Here is a 19,161-nt window from a genome sequence, read left to right on the forward strand (position 1 = left end):
TTTCTTCCGCCCCGCTTCCTCTTGTAGAAATAATTCCAGCCTCATCCGCCGATGGATTCTGCCGTCCCTTGGTCTGCAAAGCTGGATATCGGCAACAAATCCGATAGTTTCCTGCTCATTTCAATCAGGATGGATAAAGCCTTCCTGACCGCTATCAGATTGGATTTTCGCCGCTACTTGCTTCGTAAAAGAGCCAGATATGTTTTCCAACCGCCATGTCCTGTCTGCCGCACCCTTAGCCCTCTTGCCCATCCCCCTCCCCCGCCTCCCGCCAAATCCTCGCACTAAATGCGGGCATCGTGCGGGAGGCACATCCGGAATTTGTGAAAGGGCCTTAACGGCCAGACAGCTTCGCTGCGCTCTTCAGCGGGATTTCCGGCCAGTGATTTTCAGAAACCAAACGATTTTGATTGACAGCCTGGCTCTGTCCGTCCCACTGGCCCGATGAAAAGATTCACATATCAGGACAAGGGAAGCTATTTCGCCATTGTAGCGGGAAGTTTGGAACGCCACGCGGCTGCGGAATTGGGCGAACTGGGGGCCGACGTGAGCCGGGATGTGCCCCGAGGGCTATATTTCTGTTGTGATCAGGAAACCCTTTACCGCGTGCTGTACACTTCCAGGCTGGTTCAGAGGGTGCTGGCGCCGCTGACATCCTTTGCCTGTCCCGACGAAAAGCTGCTTTACCGCAAAGCGCGGGACCTGATTGATTGGGCCGCTCTGTTCCCTGTGGACACCAGTTTTGGGATCCAGGCCAACGTGAGTTCCAGCAAGATCAGGCACTCGCTCTACGCGGGGCAAGTGCTCAAAGACGCCATCTGCGACAGCTTCAGAGATAAAACAGGGCGGCGGCCGGATTTCAGCACCAGGCTGGCTCCGGTGAATTTTAACCTCCACATTCACGCAGACCGGGCCGCCATTTCGCTTGACCTCACCGGCGTGAGCATGCACAAACGCGGCTACCGCAAAGCCGCCGGGGCTGCGCCATTGCAGGAAACCCTGGCCGCGGCGATGGTCAGATTGTCAGGCTGGGATGGTGGCAGAAAATTGCTGGACCCCATGTGCGGCAGCGGGACCATCCTGGCTGAGGCTTTGATGAGCTTTTGCAGGATTCCGGCGGCGTTTCTCAGGCGTGACAGCGGATACCAGTTTTTGCCGGACCACCATCCGGAATTGATGAAGAAGGTCAAAAATGAAGCTGACTCGGAGATTCGCCCCCTGCCTGAAGGATTGTTAAAAGGCTCGGACATGAACGCCCGGAACATTCAGACCGCGAAGGAAAACCTGGCCTTGCTGCCGGGTGGGGACAAAGTTGAACTGCGAACCTCACGCTTTCAGGATCTCGAACGGGAAAGCGGCCGCTGCGTGATCTCCAACCCGCCTTACGGGGTAAGGCTGGAAGACAGGAGCAGAGCGGAGCAGCTCTATAACGACCTCGGGGATTTCCTCAAGCAAAAGTGCCCGGACAGCGAGTCCTACCTCCTCTGCGGCGACAGCAGGCTGGTGCCTCAGTTGCGGCTGAGGGCGCATTGGAGAAAGAATCTGAAGAACGCGGACCTGGAGGTTGTGCTGGCGAAAATCCTGGTGCGCTAAACAACATTGTTGCCCACGCGCTATCAAGGACTTGGAAAGTTAATTTATCGGTTAAATATCCAGCAGGGGGGGGTGTCCGTTCTGCCCGGCCACCAGCAGCCGGATGTCGCTGCGAACGGTTTCCAGATAGTTGCGCATGGTCTCCAGGGCAAGCTGAGGATCGTTGTTGGTCTCGCTGAGATGGGCCAGGACAAGGTTTTGGAGCCCGTGATGCATCACCTGGCTCACCATGCCAACGGCCTGGAGGTTGGAAAGATGTCCGATGTTGCTTTTGATGCGCTGTTTCAAAGCCCAGTCATAAGGCCCGTCCATCAGCATCCGCTCATCGTGGTTGCTCTCCAAAACAAGGGTGGTGCAGCGTTTCAGCTTGTTCAGGGTCAGCGTGGAAGGAAATCCCAGATCGGTGGCCACGCCCAGTTTGCGCTCCTCGTCGCCAGCCCGGGTAAAGGTGAAGTTGCAGCTGTCCGCGGCGTCGTGGGGTGAGGAGAAAGGATGGATAACCAGATCACGGATGCTGAAGCTGCTGCCGGTTTCGAATTGTATGACCCCGGCGGGAATATCTCCGAGGCGGCTTTTGCACTGGTCCAGAGTGCCTTCATTGATGTAGAGCGGGATTCTCAGCTTGCGGGCTAGAGCCCCCACTCCACGGGTATGGTCAGAATGCTCATGGCTCACAATCACGCCCTGAAGCTCGTTGTGTCCAACGCCCAGAGAATCAAGAGCCGCAAGGATGTTCCTGGCGGCAACGCCGGAATCCAGCAACAACGCCGCTTCGCCTGTGCGCACAAGGATGGCGTTGCCCTTAGAACCGCTCACCAATACCGAGGTTTGAAACATCCTCAGATCTTGGTGAGGTGGTAATAGCGGTTGTTCAGCTTGTCGTATTCGCTCCAGACAGCGTTTTCCGGGGCAGCTTCCAGCATCTGGGCCACACCCACGCTCTGGGCGTCCAGATTGTCGCAGAGATGCAGAACCAGCGCTTCAATGGTCTGGGGCAGGCGCACGGAGGCTTTTTCGTATTCCCCGTGATGGGCCAGGATCATGTGGCGCAAATTGAGCAGGATTTCATCCGGGAAACCGGCTATCATCCTGGCTTGTTCGCAGATATACTGGTCGCTGAGGCTGAGGTGTCCGATCAGGCGTCCCACTTCTGTGAAATCTATCGCTGGCATGGTGTTGTATTCGAAAATCTTGCCAAAGTCGTGCAGCAAAGCCCCCGTGAGCAAAAGGTCGCGGTTCACGGGATACATCACCGAAACAAAATCGCAGAGGGTGGCAACGGACACCGTGTGTTCGATGAGCCCATGCATATAGTTGTGATGCCAACTTTTGGCCGCGGGGGCTTCCAGAAACCGAGAGAAGATTTCCTTGTCGCCAAAGACGGCTTGCAGCAGTTTGTGCAGCCAGATGTTCTCCACTTTGTCCACAAAAGCGAAGAACTGCTCCGCCAAAGTGTCCGGATCCTTTTTGCTGCGGGTTACGAAATCCTCGAGCCGGTATTCGGAGTGGTCGGCAAAACGGATTTGGGAAACGTTTAGCTGGATTTGCTCCTTGTAGCTGTTCACCAATGCCTTAACGTGCACCACATCGCCCGCGGAGAAAGATTCGCTGATGTTTTTGGCGTCTTTCCAGACGTTGCCGGCGATGGTGCCGCTGCGGTCCTGCAAACGCAGGCGCAGATACTGGTCGTTCCTGCCGTCGCGCAGTTCCTTTTCAGCCACCAGATAGAAGCCTTGGATCTCTTTGCCGAGATATTCCTTTAATTCTGAGATGTCGATGTGATCAGTCATTTGGGCTCACTTTATAATGTTTATCCTTTTATTAACGGTGGTTGTTCCGCCCTCTGGCAGGGGGACCTGAACCCGGAGCAGGTAAACCCCCGAGGCGGGAAATTCGCTTCCAGCCAAAGTCAGTTCCGCTTTGTTGCCTTCCAGGTCCAGAATCTTCTGTCCGCGCAGGTTGTAGATTCTCACCCGGCCCAGTTTCTGTCCCTTGTCCAGGCTGATTTTCAGCCAGCCGTCGCCTCTGAGCGGATTGGGGCTCACTCTCAGCACAGGGGCCGGCTGGACCTCGTCCTGGACGGCAACCACATTGGTGAAATCACTATAGGCGGAATAGAGAATCCTGCCGCCGCCGGAAAGCTGCAGCCAGTAGTAGAGGCGGTAGTTTTGGGCCAGTTCGTCCAGGGAAAGGTCGCTGAGTGACAGGTTGAAGTTCAGCCTAAATTCTTCGCCCTGGCCCAGAGGGCCGCTCAGAGGGGCTCCGTGGGTTATCCAGCGGTCGATCACGAAGCGCTCGGCGCCGTCAAAGATGACTTTTTTGAAGAGCCCCACGCTCAGGCGGGTGGAATTGATCAGGTTATACTCGGTGGCGATGTTGTAGAGCAGGGTATTGTCGTTGGCAAGGGTCAGTTCCCCGCTGAGCAGGTCATTCTGTGCAATGTGCTCAAACCGGCATTCCGAGGCCGACACGAATGATTTAAGGTCCCGCGCGGCCAGGCAGTGCTGTTCATACTGAGTGCCGTAACCCGACGAAAACCCGTTCAGGCGCAAATCCCCGTTTACCGCAGTGCGGGGCAGGGTGTTGAAGCTGTACCAGTTGAACCTGATTTGCGCGGCCACGTTGGCCAGGGAGTCGCTGAGGATGGGGAAATAGTTCAATATATGGATGTCTGGAAAAGAGAAAGGATCCTGGTTGGTGGTGATCTGGGCCGAACCGCCCTCGCGCAGGAAATTCTCCGCCAGCCAGATGGGATAAGGGTCAGCGAAGCTGAAGCGGTTCAGCAAGATCAGGTTGTTGCCTGCCGCCAGGGTATCCGCCAAAGCGCGTGCCACAGCGCGGACCTTAAGCTGCATTGGCTGGTCAGGAAGGCTAAACTGGTGTTCGGAGTATCCGGGGCTTTGGGGGCCGAACACATATTCTGAGCGGGGCGGGATCGGTTCGCTGATGGCGATGGTGTCTGCCCGGGTGAAGGTGTTTCCCGGCGAATTGACCGTTACGGTCACGGTCGCGCCGCTCACGGTGAGGTCGGAATGGTTGTAGAGCGTGAATCCCGGGCCGGTTTGCTGCCGGGGCTGGAGATCGCCCTCCAGGTCGAAATCCACGAGTTCCAGATCAAAGTTGCTGAGCACAAAATCCCCCGCCAGGCCAAAGAGCAGTTCCGCGTTGAAGCCTGCCGTGGCCAGGCTTTGGAAATAGGGGTTGATGCTGTTTGTGTTCCAGTAATAGCTGTGCTCGCCCCCTCCGGCGGAAGCTGCCACAAAGCGGTTGGCGAAATTGGTGGCATAGGTTACCACCAGCCACAGGGAATCACCCTGCACGGGATTCGAGAAAGGAACCTCTACCTGATTTGAGTTCACAGGCACCTTAGCCCAAGCCAGGCTGGCTCCCGGGCCTCCATAATAGTCCGAAAACAATTCCACCCGCACCGAATCCCCTGTTTGAGGCAGCCAAAGCAGCGCCTTGGTAACTTGGAATTCGCTGTTGTAGTTGGCTGGATAGACCTCCGCGAAATTGAAGCGGACCGCCCAGATATTGGAGCCGTAAAAATGATAGTCGTCGCTGCCTTGGTGATAGGCAAAGTTGTATTCCCTTTCGGCGGCAGGCCAAACGTCCTGTCCGCTGCCGGGAAGGATCCCCAGGGCGAAGGACATGCTGTAGAGGACACTCAGGGCGAGGATCAGACCGTATTTCACAGCTTCCCCTCCGCGACCAGTTCCCTGGCCTGGGCCAGATCCTGAAGCATGGCCTCCCGCAAGGCGTTGGTTCCTGTGAACATCTTTTCCTCCCTGAAATAGCGCAGCAATTCCACTTTAAGCGGAACACCGTAGATCTGACGGTCAAAATCCAGAATATGGGTTTCCACCGCCACAATTCCGCTGTGTTTCAAAGTTGGGCTGGAGCCAATATTTGTCAATCCAAAAAAACTTTCCCCGCCCAGACGCACCCGGCTGAGATAGACCCCGTTCTTTGGCAGAATCTGCCGGGCTTCCTCCAAACGCAGGTTGGCTGTGGGAAAGCCCAGGTCGCGCCCCAGGGCGGAACCGCTTACCACCTTGCCATAAATGGTATAGGGGGCTCCGAGCAATCGGTTTGCCCCGACCAGATCGCCCTGGATGAGTATTTCCCGGATCAGGGTGCTACTAACCACCCGGTCGCCGTTTTGAAGCGGCTCCACGTAATGCAACTGATAGCCGTAGAGGGTTTGCTGTTCCTGTAAAAAAGCGTAGTCGCCCCTCCGCTGATGGCCAAAATGGGAATCATAACCCAGCACCAGAGCTGTGGGCTCAAAAAGGCCGACGATCTGGTCGCGAAGAAAGTCTTCCGCGGATACCCGGGAAAGTTCTTCATCAAAATGGAGCAGCGCCACCTCATCCACCCCCAGTTCTTTCAGCATTCTGGCTTTCTGCTGCGGAGGCAGCAGCAAGAGGGGATGCAGGTCACGATCAAGCACCTGGGAGGGATGGTTGTCATAGGTGATCACCACGCTTCTGAGCTTGAGCCGGCGAGCCAGTGCGGTCAGCTCGCCCAGCAGCTTGCGGTGGCCCAGATGCAGTCCGTCGAAATTTCCGATGCTTAAAACGCTGCCTTTCATAAAGTCACCTGAGGTTTATGACGGGCTGGACAAAGCCTGAGCTTCGTTTGGCCACACCAAGCAATGTGTCATTGCCGTCCAGCAGTAGGATGCGGTCCGTGTCCTTGCCTTCGCTGCCAATACCCTGTCCGTTCCTCAGCGCGGCAAGTTCGGCATCCCGCGGTTGGTAGAATTCAAAGCCCGTGAACAGATTTCGGGGCGGGTGGAAAGCAGCCTGATAATTCTCCGGCGTGAGCTCGTCCAGTTGCCAGGCCTCTGACAGATCAACCGCTCCGATGGCCTCTCTCCGCAAGGCGACCGTGTGTCCCACTGTGCCTATACAGCCGGCGATATATTCACTCAAGCTGCGGATATAGGTCCCCTTGGAAACACGGCAAACATAGGTCAAATCGGGGGGATCGTAGTTCAAGACGCCGAATTTACTGATTCGGACGGGCCGCGGGGCAAGGTCCAGCTTTTCACCCTTGCGGGCGTAGTCATAAGCCGGCCGGCCATTCACTTTCAGCGCCGAATGCTGCGGAGGGCTCAGTTCCTTCAGCCCAAGCACCCGTTCATGCAGAAAGGCTTCGTCCAGCTTGTCCGGGATGGGGCCATCTTGACGCACGAAATCTCCCTCTGTATCGCCGGTGTTGGTCTGGCTGCCCAGTCTCAGAGTGGCTGAATAGGTCTTATCCTCCGCCTCAAGGTATCCGCAAAGTCGGGTGACGGAGCCAAGCGCGCAGATTAGCAGCCCGGTAGCTAAAGGATCAAGGGTACCGGTATGTCCTATCCTCCTGATCCCGGTCAGCTTTCGCAGTCCGCGCACTACGTCGAAGGAGCTGCAGCCTGACGGTTTGTCGATCAGCAGGAATCCTCTCGGTTCAGGCATTCGCAGGTAGATTGCGCAAAGTCCGGTCCAAATTGCCCAGCAATTCGGCCTTGAGCGAGTCCAGATCACCGCGCAAGTTGGCCCCGGAAGCGCTCACGTGACCTCCGCCTCCATAGGCGACGGCAACGGAGTTAACGTCGAATCTGGGGGAACGCAGGCTGAGCCTGTATTCGCCGGGCTTCTCTTCCCTCAGGTAGGCAATGATGTCGATATCGCGAACACCCTGCACCCAGCGGGTGATGTTCATGATCGAGTCGGCGGTGAGCTTGTTGCGGGCCTGCATTTCCAGAGTGGAATACATATAGAGGACGCGACCATCGTTGTGCAGCTCGATAGTGGAAAGAACTTCGCCGATGTAGCGCATCTCCAGGGCTCCGTGATTGAGGAAATATTCCTTGTAAAGCTGTGCGGGAGAGATGCCCAATTCACAGAGTTCCGCCGCGATGCGGAAAACCTCGGCATTTGTGTTGGCATTGATAAAGTTGTTGGTGTCGTTGATGATCGTTACATAGATGCAGTTGGCCACCGCGATCCTCAAAGCCTCCGGCAAGGCGGCTATTTCGCTTTGCAGAGCCCTGAAAACTATCGCCCCGGCAGAAGCCGCGGAGGTATCCACAAAGCTGTAATCAGTTTTGATAATGCCGTTCTCCGGAACGTGATGGTCAATAAGGATCACGTGGCTGGCATCCCGGATGAGGCCTGTGCGTTCGTCCACCCGACTGTAGCTGTTGCAATCCAGCACAATCAGCAGATCGTAGCTCATGCCCTCATGGTAAGTGAGGACCGAAGCTCCCTCCATCAGGAAAGCGAAGCGTTCCAGATGCGAATCCTGGTCCACGATGATTTCGCTTTCAAGGCCCCTGTCCTTTAGGATCAGTTGCAAGGCCAGACTGGCCGCGAAGCCGTCACCGTCCGGTTCAACGTGGGACATGATGCCCACTTTCCGGCCTGGTATCAGTTGGGCTAGCAGTTTATCGTGCAATTTCTGGGAATTTTTCATTTTGATGTTCCCCACATCAGCCCCACTCTTGTCCCACAGCCCCATCCGGAGCACGCTTCCGCGGGGACCGCTCTGGGTTCAGGGGCCGGCGGGTTTATTGGTCCTTTTCCTCTTCCTCTTCCTCTTCTTCCTGGATGAACTCGTTGTAGAGTTCCTCGTCTTCGTCCACGTCGTAAATGTCATCATCGTCCAGATAGTCTTCCAAGTCTATATCTGGGTCATAAGCATCATCATCGTCGTCGTATCTCTGCTTGAGTGAGGCCAGCAAAACTTCTACCGCCTCGGCCCTGTCCTCTGTCTCGTCATAGAAGAAGGTCAGCTCGGGAATCGTTCTCATGATCTGTGCTCCTGCGATCTGTTTTTTTAGGAACCCCGACGTCTTGATCAGTTGTGCCCTGATGCTGTCGTGAGTAGCGGGGTTGTTGTAATGAGAAAAGTATATCTTGGCATACCTGAGGTCTTTGGACAAGACCACATCCGTAATAGTCACCCAGTCCAGCGCGGGGTCCCGCATTTTCTGGCTGATGGCGATGTTGAAAAGCTTTTTCAGCTCTTCCTGCAAACGGGGTATTCGGTGTGATTTCATCAGAGTTTCTTGGCCACCTCTTCAAGCACATAACATTCCAAAACGTCGCCTTCCTTGATATCGGAGAAATTGGCCAGGGAAAGGCCACACTCCGTTCCCGCCTTCACTTCAGCCACGTCGTCGGCGTAGTGTTTCAGCGAGGACAGGTCGTCTTCCGTCACCTGCACGTCGTTGCGGAAAAGGCGCACTTTGCAGCCCCTTTTGATCACTCCACGGTCCACCTGGCAGCCGGCGACGGTGCCCACTTTCTTGATCTTGAAGACCTGGCGAACGGTGGCGGAGCCGATTACGGACTCTTCGATTGTGGGTTTGAGCATTCCCTCGAGCGAATGGCGTACGTCTTCGATGGTATCGTAGATCACCTGATACAGTTTGATTTCCACCCCTTCTTCCTCCGCCAGTTTGCGGGCGAGATGGCAGGCCCTGACGTGGAAGCCCAAAATGACTGCGTTGGAGGCCGAGGCCAAGCTAACGTCCGCCTCATTGATGCCGCCCACGCTCTTGTGGATGATGTTCACCTGCACTTCTTCGTTGGAAAGCTTCTCCAGCGAATCAGCCAGGGCTTCGGCGGAGCCGTCGGTATCAGTTTTCAGGATGATATTGAGCTCGTTGATAGCTTCTTCCTTGATGCGGGCGAAGATATTCTGCAGCGAGGATTTGTTTTGGAATTTCTCGCGTTCAAGGCGGATCTGGTTCCGTTCGGAGCTGATGCTGCGGGCGGTTTTTTCGTTGTCCACCTGATTGAGGAAGTCGCCGGCCTTCGGAGCCTCGTTAAGACCGTAAATCCTGCCAACATCTGAGGGATTAAGGATTTTTATGTCCTGGCCGCGTTCGTTCTCAATTTTGCGGATTCTGCCATGGGTGGCGCCGCAAACGATGATGTCCCCCTTGCTCAGGGTGCCTTCCTGTACGAGGATGGTGGCCACTGAACCCATGCGGGTGTCTTTGGCGGCTTCGATAACCACAGCCAGGCCCGGCATTTTCCGGCGGGCTTTGAGTTCCATCAGTTCCGAAGTGAGCAGGATAAGTTCGATCAGGTTCAGGATGCCTTCCCCGGTAACCACAGAGGTTTTGCACCAGGGCACCTCTCCCCCGTACTGCTCCAGCAAAACGCCGTATTCCAGCAACTGCGCGACAACGCGGTCCACGTTGGCGTCCGGCAGGTCGATCTTGTTGATGGCGATGATCAGGTTCACCCCGGCGGCTTTGGCGTGGTCGATGGCCTCGCGGGTCTGGGGTTTCAAGCCTTCGTTGGCCGCCACCACGATCACGGCGATGTCGGTAATGTTCGCCCCCCTGGCCCGCATGGCGGTGAAGGCTTCGTGGCCGGGCGTGTCCAGGAAGGTGATCTTGTTCTTGTTGATCTCGATCTGATAGGCGCCGATGTGCTGGGTGATGCCTCCGGATTCCCCCGCCACGATGTTTGTGTTGCGGATGTAGTCCAGAATCGAGGTCTTGCCGTGGTCAACGTGTCCCATAATGGTCACCACGGGCGGCCGGGGTTCTTCTTCCACTTCAGCGTACAAATCTTTGTTCCCTTCCAGAACGTCAGTGCCGTACTCATCTTCAAAGCTGAATGGTACTTTGAACTCATCGCAGACCATTTCCAGCGAATCGCGGTCCAGACGCTGGTTTATCGTGACCAACTGGCCCATGGCGAAAAACTTGCTGATGATCTCGGCCGCTGAAACATTCAGGATCTTGGCCAGTTCGCTCACGGAGGTGAATTCGCGGATGACGGCCGGGCTGTCGCTGCCGTCTTCCACCTGTTGGGCTTCGCGATGGTATTTTTTCTTCTTTCCAGTCTTCTGCAAAACTTTCTTGATATTGCGGGAAATTTCGGCTTCGTCGGCTTCCACGAGCTGGACATCCTTATGCTTGGACTTTTTGGAGGTGCCCATGATGGCCCTTTTGTGGCGGCTCTTTTCGCCCAGATCTTCATGGCTGACCTTGCTCTTGCCGAACTTCTTCCCTTCGGACTCCTTCATAGGGCCGACTGGAGGGATAGGCTCCACAGGTTCCTGCTTCCTGCGTGGTTCTTCAGACCGCTTTCTGGATTCCACCCGGGACCGGGTTTCGCTTTTTTCTTCATGTCCGACCTGGGAGGATTTGGCGCGCGCCGGCTTGCTCCGGGGCTGAACCGGGGTGGCTTGGGTGTAAGGAACGATAACGCGGTGCTTGGGTGCCTCCCGGGTGGGCGGAACATACTTTTCCGGCTGAATGGGGGCTTCCAGCGCTTCTTTTTCCTGTTCTGGCTCTGTCGTCTCTGGAGTTTCTGGCAGGGGTTCCGGTTTTTTCTCGGCTTTCTTGCGGCTTTTCTTTTCTTTCGCTGGCTTGGTCGGGGCTTCCTCTGCGACCTCCTCCGGCGCTTCCGGGGCAGGTTCTGCCTTGGCGGTCTTGGCCGCCTGGCGCATTTCCATGACACGCTTCCTTTCCTTTTCCGCTCTCTTTTCCGCGTCCATCTGCTCGTTGTATTTCCTGCGGATCAGGTCCGCCACTTCCTCGTCCACGAGGCTCATGTGGCTTTTCACGATTACGTTAAGGTCGGTAAGGTGTTTCCTCAGCGCCATGGTGCTGATCTTCAGTTCTTTGGCCAGTTCATGTACTCTTATTTGCACTTGGTTCCTCCACTTTGGCGATGCCGCTGTGATATTCCAGCATCCGGGTGGCAAATTGTTTGTCAGTTATTCCGTAAATCCCTGTGATGGGCACGCCCAGGGCGGCGCTCAGCTCCAGCTGGCTGCTAATGCGTGTGACGCCGGTGTTCCCCAGGGCCAGCCGCGCTGCGGCTTCCATCCGGGCGACGGAGCGTTCCGCGGTGTCCGAGGCGATGACTATCAGCCTCAGGCCCCGGGAATTAAGCTCCCGCAGGCAGGCGTCCGTTCCCGCGATCAGTTTCCCAGCTTTCCTGGCAAACTGCATCAGGTTGATGATTTTGCGGGTGAGTTCGGCTTCCATCAGTTTTTCCCCGCGGAAGCGAATATGGCTTCCGAACGCAGTTTGAATCTGCGTTTCAGATGGTTCCGTTTCCATTTGTCCAGCCCGCGCAGGCAATCCGGACCCTGGCAGACGTAATGTTTGCGTCTCTGCACCCGGCGCCGTGGATCGAACACGATGCCCTGGGGCAGCACGAAGAAACTGAGCAGTTCCTTCGCCTCCCTTTTGGCGCGGCAGACCACACAGGTCCGCTGTGGCACGTGTTCCGCGTGGCTGTTCTTGTTCGGCATCAGAATAATTTGGCGGCTTCCTTGAGCCGTTCGGCGGTTTTCTGTCCCACCCCCTCCAGGTTGCAAAGCTCATCCACCGAGGCGGCGTAGATATCCTGAACGGAGGTGTAGCCAGATTGGCGCAGGACCTCGGCGATTTTAGGGGTCACGCCGTCCAGGTCGGTGACGTGGCTGACGGTGCGGCGTTCCTTGGCCATCTTTTCCTCAAATTCTTCTTGAGTGTAGATGTCGATTTTCATTCCGGTGAGTTTGGTGGCTAGTTTCACGTTTTTGCCGCCCTTGCCGATGGCGACCACCTTGTCCGGCTCTTCCACGATAACGCTTGCGGAGCGGTTGCGCTCGATTATCACGCGCTTCACCTTTTCCACGCCCAGGGCCCGTTCTATCATCTTTTCGGGGTCTTCATCATGCACCACGATGTCGATCTGTTCTCCGCGCAGTTCTTTGCGGATGCTGTCGATGCGGGCTCCGCGCGGGCCGACGCAAACGGCCACGGGGTCCAGCTTCGGGTCTGTGCTCATCAGTTCCACCTTGGTGCGGATGCCTGGTTCCCGCACGATTTTCAATATCTTTATCGTGCCGTCGTAAACTTCGGGGATTTCCGTCTCGAAGAGTTTTTTCACGAATTCCGGGTTCGTGCGCGAGAGGATTATCGTCACATTTGAATGGTGGTTGCGGATGTTTGTCACGTAGGCCTTGATGTTGTCGCCCACACGGTAATACTCGTTTTCCACCTGCTCGTCGGCCGGCAGCAGGGCGTCCGTGTAGCTGATATCTATGCGGTAGCCGCCGGTGTCGTCGATGGTCTTGATCTTGCCGCTCGCAATGGTGTGCTTCTGCTTGTTGAAGTCGTTCTGGATCTTTTCTTCCTCGAGCTGGCGTATCTTGTCTTGGATCGCTTTCTGGGCGGTCTTGATCAGTTTGGGCTCAAATTCGTGCATGGCCATCACCTGCGGAACGAAATCCCCCAGTTGGGTGGCCCTGCCGAACTGCTTCCTTGCTTCCTCCAGCGAGATTTCTCCCAGCCTGCTCTCGGTTTCTACCACCTGGCAAAGATAGTGGGCCTTGATGGTGTTGCTGCTTTCTTCAACAAAGATTTCCAGTTCGTTTTCCGGCTCCAGCTTCTTGCTCAGCGTAGTGTGGATCGCCTCCATTATCATTTCCTGGATGACTTCCTTGTCCAGTTGCTTGATGGCGGCAAGCTTCACCACCGCGTCAAGTATGTTAGCGTTCATTATTGCTCCTCCCTCTTCGGTGAGGCTAGATAGACTGTTTTGGCCCGGGAAATCGCTTTCAGCTCAATTTCCACCCGGCTGCCCCGGTCGTCCAGGACCACGTTGTCCTGATTTACCTCGACCAGCGTGCCCAAGGCAGATCTCTTCTGCTCTCCCTCGGTCCATTGCACCGCCACCTTTTCGTTGATGGCGCTCACCCAGTGGCTTTTCAGCTTCAGGGGACGCTCCAGCCCGGGTGACGACACTTCCAGAAAATAGCGGTCCGGAATCAGGTCAAATTCCTCCAGTTCCGCACCCAAGGCGCGGCTGAACCGGGCGCACTCGTCCAGGGTCACCCCGCCGATCTTGGTGAGGTAAACCGTGATGATGCGGCCCTTGCCGGACATCTTTTCATCCAGGTCGTACAGCGCCAGATGCTGCTCCAGGCAAATCCGGCGGGCAATTTCTTCAACTTGCGGACGGTAATACTCCATCTTGCTTCCTTTACACACTCTTTTTGTGTCAAAAAAAATAGCTAACTTCCGTAGCTATTCGTCCTTACAAAGGCAATTCTATGATCAAAGCCAGCGGCCTTTGCACCGCTTTATAAACTGACGGTCATTTTCTGGGCGGCTGTTTTGGTGTCAAGCTGAATTTTGATTCTCCGCTTCGCCTTTATGCGGACGCGCCGGAAGATGGATGCCGATTCCAGAAAACTCGCCAGAGTAGAGCGACGCGGGGATTTCGACTCCGGCAAGACTGTCCACTTAAACGATTCGATCGAAAAACTCTTGGCTAAGCGGGTTTGTTTTTCCGGAAAACTGGTTACGATTGTCAATGAAGCATATTAAGGATGGTTTTCAGAATGCGCAGGGGAAAGTATGAGCTTGACAAATTCTTATAGCTGCCATTTCTGCGATTCATCATAAAATAAGGAGCGCCTCAATGAACGCAATGTACTTTGGAACTGTGGGAGAATTGAAGTCCATCCGGGCTTCCGGGAATTTCGAGAAATTTCTGGTGGACTGCTTCGTTTCGGAATTCGGCAAGCCTTCCGAGGCTTTGGTCAATTCCTGGCTCAATTCCACAGGCTATATGCTTGACCTGATGTCCGATCCCGAATTCGACGCCCTTCCAGCCATCCTTGAGCTTCAAATTCCTATCGGTGCTGAGCGGCTGGACCTGGTGTTGCTGGGAGGAACAAAGTCCAAACCAAAAGCTCTCATTATCGAACTGAAGCAATGGAGTTCCGTGAAACAAGTTCCGGGTCAGCAACTACTTGTCGTGCCCCGCGAAGGCCGGGCCCAGCACCCCAGCGAACAAGCCCTAAACTACCGGGGAAAGATGATGATGTTCAGTTCCCTGGGAGAGGCCTACGAATGGCGGGCTATCGCCGTGGCTCACAACCTAGGGATGAAATACCAGCCGGTGGCTGAGTCTGCTGAATTCACTGATTTCACCCGAGAAGCTCGGCTGTTCTACACTGAGGAAAGGAAGGAACTCCGGGAATACCTATTCTCCGAACTCCTCCCCTGCGATTTGGGTGCTGCTGAACTGCAAAGTTTCACGAAAGGTGGGTTTGCACACACTGGCTTTTTTTTCGATTTCTTCCGCCGCCACGCCAAAGACATCAGAAATAATATCCAAAAAGCCCTTTATGACAAAGGTATGGGTCTAACACAGGTACAGCGCCTGATTGTGGAGGACATTTTGGAAAAGGTCGCTTCAGGCGAAGAAGCCTGTTTCTTGGTCGAAGGCCGTCCAGGAACCGGAAAGACCCTTCTGGCAGCCCAACTGCTGCTTAAGACCATTGGCGCCAACAAATCCAGCGTGATGGCCTTCCGCAATAACCGCCTGGTGGCAATCCTTAGAAAATGCTTCAACAACGCCGGCCCTGGCGCAGCTAACGCTCTGCTCTTCAGTTCGGTACCCATGTATCAGATCGGCCTTGCGGACAAGAAATACCACGATAACCAATTCGACTTCGTGGTCTGTGACGAGGCCCAAAGGTTTTCGGCGGAAAACATCGGGGTTATCATGAAACGCGCCCCAGTGACGGTTTTCTTCCATGACGAACCCCAGCTGCTCAATCCCCCGGAACAGGGCGACACCGCCACCTTCGAAAAAGTGGCGGCTCAAGTGGGGAAAAATCTTATCAGACTCAACCTCGGCTCCCCGGTCCGCTGCCGCGGCGGCAAGGTTTATCAGGACTGGGTTGATAGCTTTGTGGAACACTCTCAAGCCCGGGCCCCGAAAATGAATAACTACCGGCTTGAGGTCTTTAGCTCCATCAATGACATGATATCCGAACTGCGCATACTTGCTATGAAACACAGGGTCGCCCTGGTGGCCAGCTTTACAGAATCCAAAGGCAAAAAAGGCTCCGTCGACGATCCGGACAACCTCCGCATAGGCCATCCCCTGTCTTCGGGGCTGGACATCTACAAAAATTCCGGCCTAAACATCCCCTGGCTGATGGACCCCCAAAAGGACTACACCCCCTACTGGCTTGGCGGCGAAAGCAACAACCTTGACCGGATCGCCTCCATCTACGGCTGCCAGGGCTTCGAAAGCGACTATGTGGGAGTGGTCTGGGGCCGCGATTTTATACGCCGGGGCGACACTTGGAAGGTGGGCCATCCGGACATCATCACCGACAATATCGATAAATTGCAGGTCTATGTCCGTTCCAATGGCGATAAGGCCCTCATCTATTTCCAAAACCGCTACCGCATCTTCCTCACCCGGGGGATGCTGGGCACCTTTATCTTCTGTGAGGACCCGGAGACGAGTGAGTATCTGGAAACGGCTATAATCAGGGGAAAATAAGCTGTGGCAGCTTCACGATGTGCATCTGGTGTATTCTCGCTAGATGAAAGCTATAAAAATGTAGGATCCTACATCAAACGCTCCGACCTCCCAAGAATCTTGAGAATACCCGACAGCGAGTTGTTAATCCTGAGATTTACATATGTTGGCGGAATTGAAGTGATTGACGAGAATGTGCTCCACAAAACATACTACAATCTACCCTTACCGGAGTGTTTTCAAAACACAAAAATGAGTTTGGATGAGGTAATACTCTCTGCAATCATTAAGAAAACCCTACCCGATGCGGAAATTGAGTACCAGATTCCATGTGGAAGGAGACGGATTGATTTAAAATCACTCATCTCGGAAATTCAGTATGTGTAGAATTTGATGGACCAAGCTATTTTGCCATATCCCGGTTCGGTCCTCCAAAAAATGATCCGCGGGACCGGAACAAATTGTTTGAAGATACCTTGGGCATAGAGTGTGTTTCCTGGCCTTATTGGATTCAGCGCTGTGAACGCAACGTCAGGGCGCTTTTCGATGATTCAGTGGAAGGATATGGTGCATTATGGAGCACCAACTTCCATTTCGGCGATTTCGTGTTCCATGATTCCGCTGCCTTGATATAGTTAATTACTGGTCGGTTTCGTGCTTCACGGCATGGCTATGCCAATTTCTATGAAAAAGACTCGCTCGGCAGGCAGAAGCCCGAACCACCCGATAATTTCGAAGATCATGAGCGGAAAGAAATCTTCCCAGCAGCTTCTTCCCAAGGGATGGAAGGAAAAGGAAAGGTGGTTACCGGAATTGATTATTGCCTGCCTTTAAAAGGTGTTTTAATGGAGCGTTAGAGAATAAGCCAAACCGGAAAGTGGCGGCCTCGGTTCTAGTAGCGGTTCCGGTATTCCCGGTCGGTTTTTTACCTTGGAGGAGCCTTTTTTACTCTTGATTATGTTTCTTTGACGTTAGGGGTGTTTGTCCGCTCAGGACAGACAGCTCCGACTCGTTATGAGCTTCTTTTGCTCACTTTTATCCGCTAGCCTCAGCTTGTCGAGTAGCTCATACCCGGTACCGATTCCAGAAGCCCGGCTTCGACGGCCCTTTATACAGAGCAGCAGGGGAGGTCGTTGGCTTCAATCTGAGCCCGGGTTATAGCTTCGAGTTCGACGTAAGGTTCCACTTTGAGGAGCGTGTAATTCATTTAAGGAAGCACCGAGATAGCATGGAGTATGTTTTGAAATAAACTTTCGTGTTTTCTTCCTGTTTTGTTTCCTGAAAATGGCGAAAGAGAGAAGAAGTTAGTGGTGAGAGCCAGCGCTGGGCATTATTTTCTTGACACCCACGGCAGAATAAGAGTGACTGCTTACATGAGAAAAACAGTAAGAGAGAAACACCCCGGGTTTTTGACCATCGATATCGAGGATTTCTATCACATCATCGGAGTGAGGGGAACTCCGCCGGTCGAGGCTTGGGACCGGCTCCCGTCCCGGGTGGAGATCGGGTTGGAACGCTACTTTGAGCTGTTGGCAGCCAAAGAGGTGAAGGCGACCATGTTCTTTCTGGGCTATATCGCGCGCCGGCATCCGGGCTTGGTGCGTCGGGCGATAGAACTGGAGCATGAAGTGGCCTCGCACGGGATGTATCACCGGGAGGTCAGCAAGATGGATTCTGACGAGTTTTACCGGGACGCGCGCGAGTCCCGGCTTTTGCTCGAGGATATCTCCGGAGTGAAGGTGCGCAGCATGCGCAGTCCGGGATTCTCCATCGGGGGAGCCACTCCGTGGTTTTTTGACAGGCTCTTGGAGGCGGGTTATGAGTATGACTCTTCCGCCCTGCCCATCCGCCGGGATAGAAGGGGCATCTCTGGCGGGTCGCTCGCCCCGGGCTATGTTGTCTGTTCTGGAGGAAGGATTTTCGAATTCCCGATCACCGTGGCCAGGCTGCTTGGCCTCAGGGTCAGTATGTTCGGGGGCGGATATCTGCGCTTTTTCCCCCAATGGTTCATCTCCGTGATGGCGCGGAAGGTGCTGCACGAGTATCCCCTTACGATCTATATTCATCCGCGCGAGATCGATCCTGGGCATCCGCGCATCGAGATGAACGCTTACAGAAAGTTCAAAAGCTACATCAATCTTGCCAGCGTCCCGGCCAAGCTCGAAATGCTGATGGGTTCCACCCGATTCCTCAGGATGGGGGATTATTATGACGCGTCCAAATAAAGAAAAAGCGGGGAATGTCACGGCGGGATATTTCGATTCCTACGCAAATGAGTTCGATTCTATCTATGGAAGCGGGAAGGGGCTTCCGCATCGTCTGGTAAACCGCTATCTGCGCGGCAGCGTCCGTGAAAGATTCAAGCTGACCCTGGAAGCCTGTTCGCCTGTGGAAGGAAAGACAGTTCTGAACGTGGGCTGCGGTCCTGGGCATTACTCCGTCGGCCTCGCGATGCTGGGCGCGAAAGAGGTCACGGGGATAGATTTTGCCCCGGGGATGGTCGAACTGGCCCGGGCAAAGGCGGCGGAAAAGCATTTGCAAGAAGTTTGCAAGTTTGAGGTCAGGGACTTTTTCAGCGTCACGGGCAGCAGCTATAATTATCTCATCCTGATGGGCTTCATGGATTATATCGCCGATGCCGAAGCCTGCGTGCGGCACAGCATGGGACTTTTCAAAGAAAAGGCTTTCTTCAGTTTCCCCGTATCCGGCGGGTTCCTTGCCTGGCAGAGAAAGCTCCGCTATCGGAGGAAATGCCCGCTTTACCTCTATTCTTATGCCGATGTCGTCAATATATTCACCGCGATTCCCGGTATCCGCTTCAGAATCCGCAATCTGAAAAGAGACTACTGGGTCGAGGCCTGGCATGATGTAATGTGACAGCCTGAGGGGGTTGAATGCTATTGAATGGGCTCTTTTTCATATCGAGTGTGTGTCCGGGCGATCCACTCGGTTTGAAAGAGAGCCGTCTTTTTCCTATCTGCCGGAGAGACGGTCTATCGATTTGATCAATTCCATCAATTCATCAATTCCCTTTCTACGGCCCCCCATAATGGGAGGAATAGGTCTATCAGGACAATACTACCGAGTATCTACATATATACCATATAAATACCTATATAACTACTAATACCTACTATATTAGTATATATTATATCTATCTAGTATATATATCAATATGATAGCTATCATCCTTCCAGGTCCTGGAGGGGGAGGTTGAAAAGGGGCCGTGGAAAGGGAATTGATGAATTGATGGAATTGATGAAATGAAAAT

The 19,161-nt window shown here is 54.5% G+C and carries 16 protein-coding genes; 4 read left to right on the plus strand and 12 right to left on the minus strand.

Annotated elements, in window-relative coordinates:
* Window positions 1–444: 444 nt before the first annotated feature.
* Complete coding sequence (locus GX466_03395; GenBank protein ID NLH93251.1) at window positions 445–1,593, plus strand: class I SAM-dependent RNA methyltransferase; 1,149 nt, start codon at window positions 445–447, stop codon at window positions 1,591–1,593.
* A 51-nt stretch (window positions 1,594–1,644) separates the two neighbouring features.
* Here the strand turns inward: GX466_03395 and GX466_03400 are convergent, their stop codons facing one another.
* From GX466_03400 to GX466_03455, 12 genes are all read right to left on the minus strand, one after another.
* Complete coding sequence (locus GX466_03400; GenBank protein NLH93252.1) at window positions 1,645–2,430, minus strand: MBL fold metallo-hydrolase; 786 nt, start codon at window positions 2,428–2,430, stop codon at window positions 1,645–1,647.
* A 2-nt stretch (window positions 2,431–2,432) separates the two neighbouring features.
* Entirely contained in the window at window positions 2,433–3,383 is a 951-nt protein-coding gene (locus GX466_03405) for an HD domain-containing protein (GenBank protein NLH93253.1), read from the minus strand.
* A 6-nt stretch (window positions 3,384–3,389) separates the two neighbouring features.
* Window positions 3,390–5,288 carry a T9SS type A sorting domain-containing protein gene (locus tag GX466_03410; GenBank protein ID NLH93254.1) on the minus strand — a complete coding sequence of 633 codons (1,899 nt, stop codon included), beginning with the start codon at window positions 5,286–5,288 and terminating at the stop codon, window positions 3,390–3,392.
* On the minus strand, window positions 5,285–6,187 hold the full coding sequence (locus GX466_03415) for a bifunctional riboflavin kinase/FAD synthetase (protein NLH93255.1): 903 nt from the start codon (window positions 6,185–6,187) through the stop codon (window positions 5,285–5,287). Before GX466_03415 ends, GX466_03410 begins: the two co-directional genes overlap by 4 nt.
* 4 nt (window positions 6,188–6,191) lie before the next feature.
* The gene (gene truB / locus GX466_03420; GenBank protein NLH93256.1) at window positions 6,192–7,055 is read right to left on the minus strand and encodes a tRNA pseudouridine(55) synthase TruB; all 864 of its coding nucleotides are present in this window, start codon (window positions 7,053–7,055) and stop codon (window positions 6,192–6,194) included.
* Window positions 7,048–8,055, minus strand: coding sequence for a bifunctional oligoribonuclease/PAP phosphatase NrnA (locus GX466_03425; protein ID NLH93257.1), 1,008 nt, complete (start codon window positions 8,053–8,055; stop codon window positions 7,048–7,050). Before GX466_03425 ends, truB begins: the two co-directional genes overlap by 8 nt.
* A gap of 94 nt (window positions 8,056–8,149) precedes the next feature.
* Window positions 8,150–8,641: a 30S ribosome-binding factor RbfA gene (rbfA, locus tag GX466_03430; protein ID NLH93258.1), complete on the minus strand. Its 492-nt coding sequence runs from the start codon at window positions 8,639–8,641 to the stop codon at window positions 8,150–8,152.
* A complete protein-coding gene (gene infB, locus GX466_03435; protein NLH93259.1) occupies window positions 8,641–11,259 on the minus strand; it encodes a translation initiation factor IF-2 in 2,619 nt (872 codons plus the stop codon). The genes rbfA and infB overlap by 1 nt, the downstream gene beginning before the upstream one ends.
* On the minus strand, window positions 11,240–11,599 hold the full coding sequence (locus GX466_03440; protein ID NLH93260.1) for a 50S ribosomal protein L7Ae-like protein: 360 nt from the start codon (window positions 11,597–11,599) through the stop codon (window positions 11,240–11,242). Before GX466_03440 ends, infB begins: the two co-directional genes overlap by 20 nt.
* A complete protein-coding gene (locus tag GX466_03445; protein ID NLH93261.1) occupies window positions 11,599–11,868 on the minus strand; it encodes a DUF448 domain-containing protein in 270 nt (89 codons plus the stop codon). Before GX466_03445 ends, GX466_03440 begins: the two co-directional genes overlap by 1 nt.
* Window positions 11,868–13,103 carry a transcription termination factor NusA gene (gene nusA, locus GX466_03450; protein NLH93262.1) on the minus strand — a complete coding sequence of 412 codons (1,236 nt, stop codon included), beginning with the start codon at window positions 13,101–13,103 and terminating at the stop codon, window positions 11,868–11,870. Before nusA ends, GX466_03445 begins: the two co-directional genes overlap by 1 nt.
* Entirely contained in the window at window positions 13,103–13,576 is a 474-nt protein-coding gene (locus GX466_03455) for a ribosome maturation factor RimP (protein NLH93263.1), read from the minus strand. The genes nusA and GX466_03455 overlap by 1 nt, the downstream gene beginning before the upstream one ends.
* 451 nt (window positions 13,577–14,027) lie before the next feature.
* Between GX466_03455 and GX466_03460 the strand changes: the two genes are divergently transcribed.
* From GX466_03460 to GX466_03470, 3 genes are all read left to right on the plus strand, one after another.
* Window positions 14,028–15,911 carry a DUF2075 domain-containing protein gene (locus GX466_03460; protein NLH93264.1) on the plus strand — a complete coding sequence of 628 codons (1,884 nt, stop codon included), beginning with the start codon at window positions 14,028–14,030 and terminating at the stop codon, window positions 15,909–15,911.
* A gap of 1,352 nt (window positions 15,912–17,263) precedes the next feature.
* The gene (locus GX466_03465) at window positions 17,264–18,115 is read left to right on the plus strand and encodes a DUF3473 domain-containing protein (GenBank protein NLH93265.1); all 852 of its coding nucleotides are present in this window, start codon (window positions 17,264–17,266) and stop codon (window positions 18,113–18,115) included.
* A complete protein-coding gene (locus GX466_03470; GenBank protein ID NLH93266.1) occupies window positions 18,099–18,767 on the plus strand; it encodes a methyltransferase domain-containing protein in 669 nt (222 codons plus the stop codon). Before GX466_03465 ends, GX466_03470 begins: the two co-directional genes overlap by 17 nt.
* Window positions 18,768–19,161 lie beyond the last annotated feature (394 nt).

The sequence above is a fragment of the Candidatus Cloacimonadota bacterium genome (genome assembly GCA_012516855.1).
In the GTDB taxonomy this organism is placed as follows: domain Bacteria; phylum Cloacimonadota; class Cloacimonadia; order Cloacimonadales; family Cloacimonadaceae; genus Syntrophosphaera.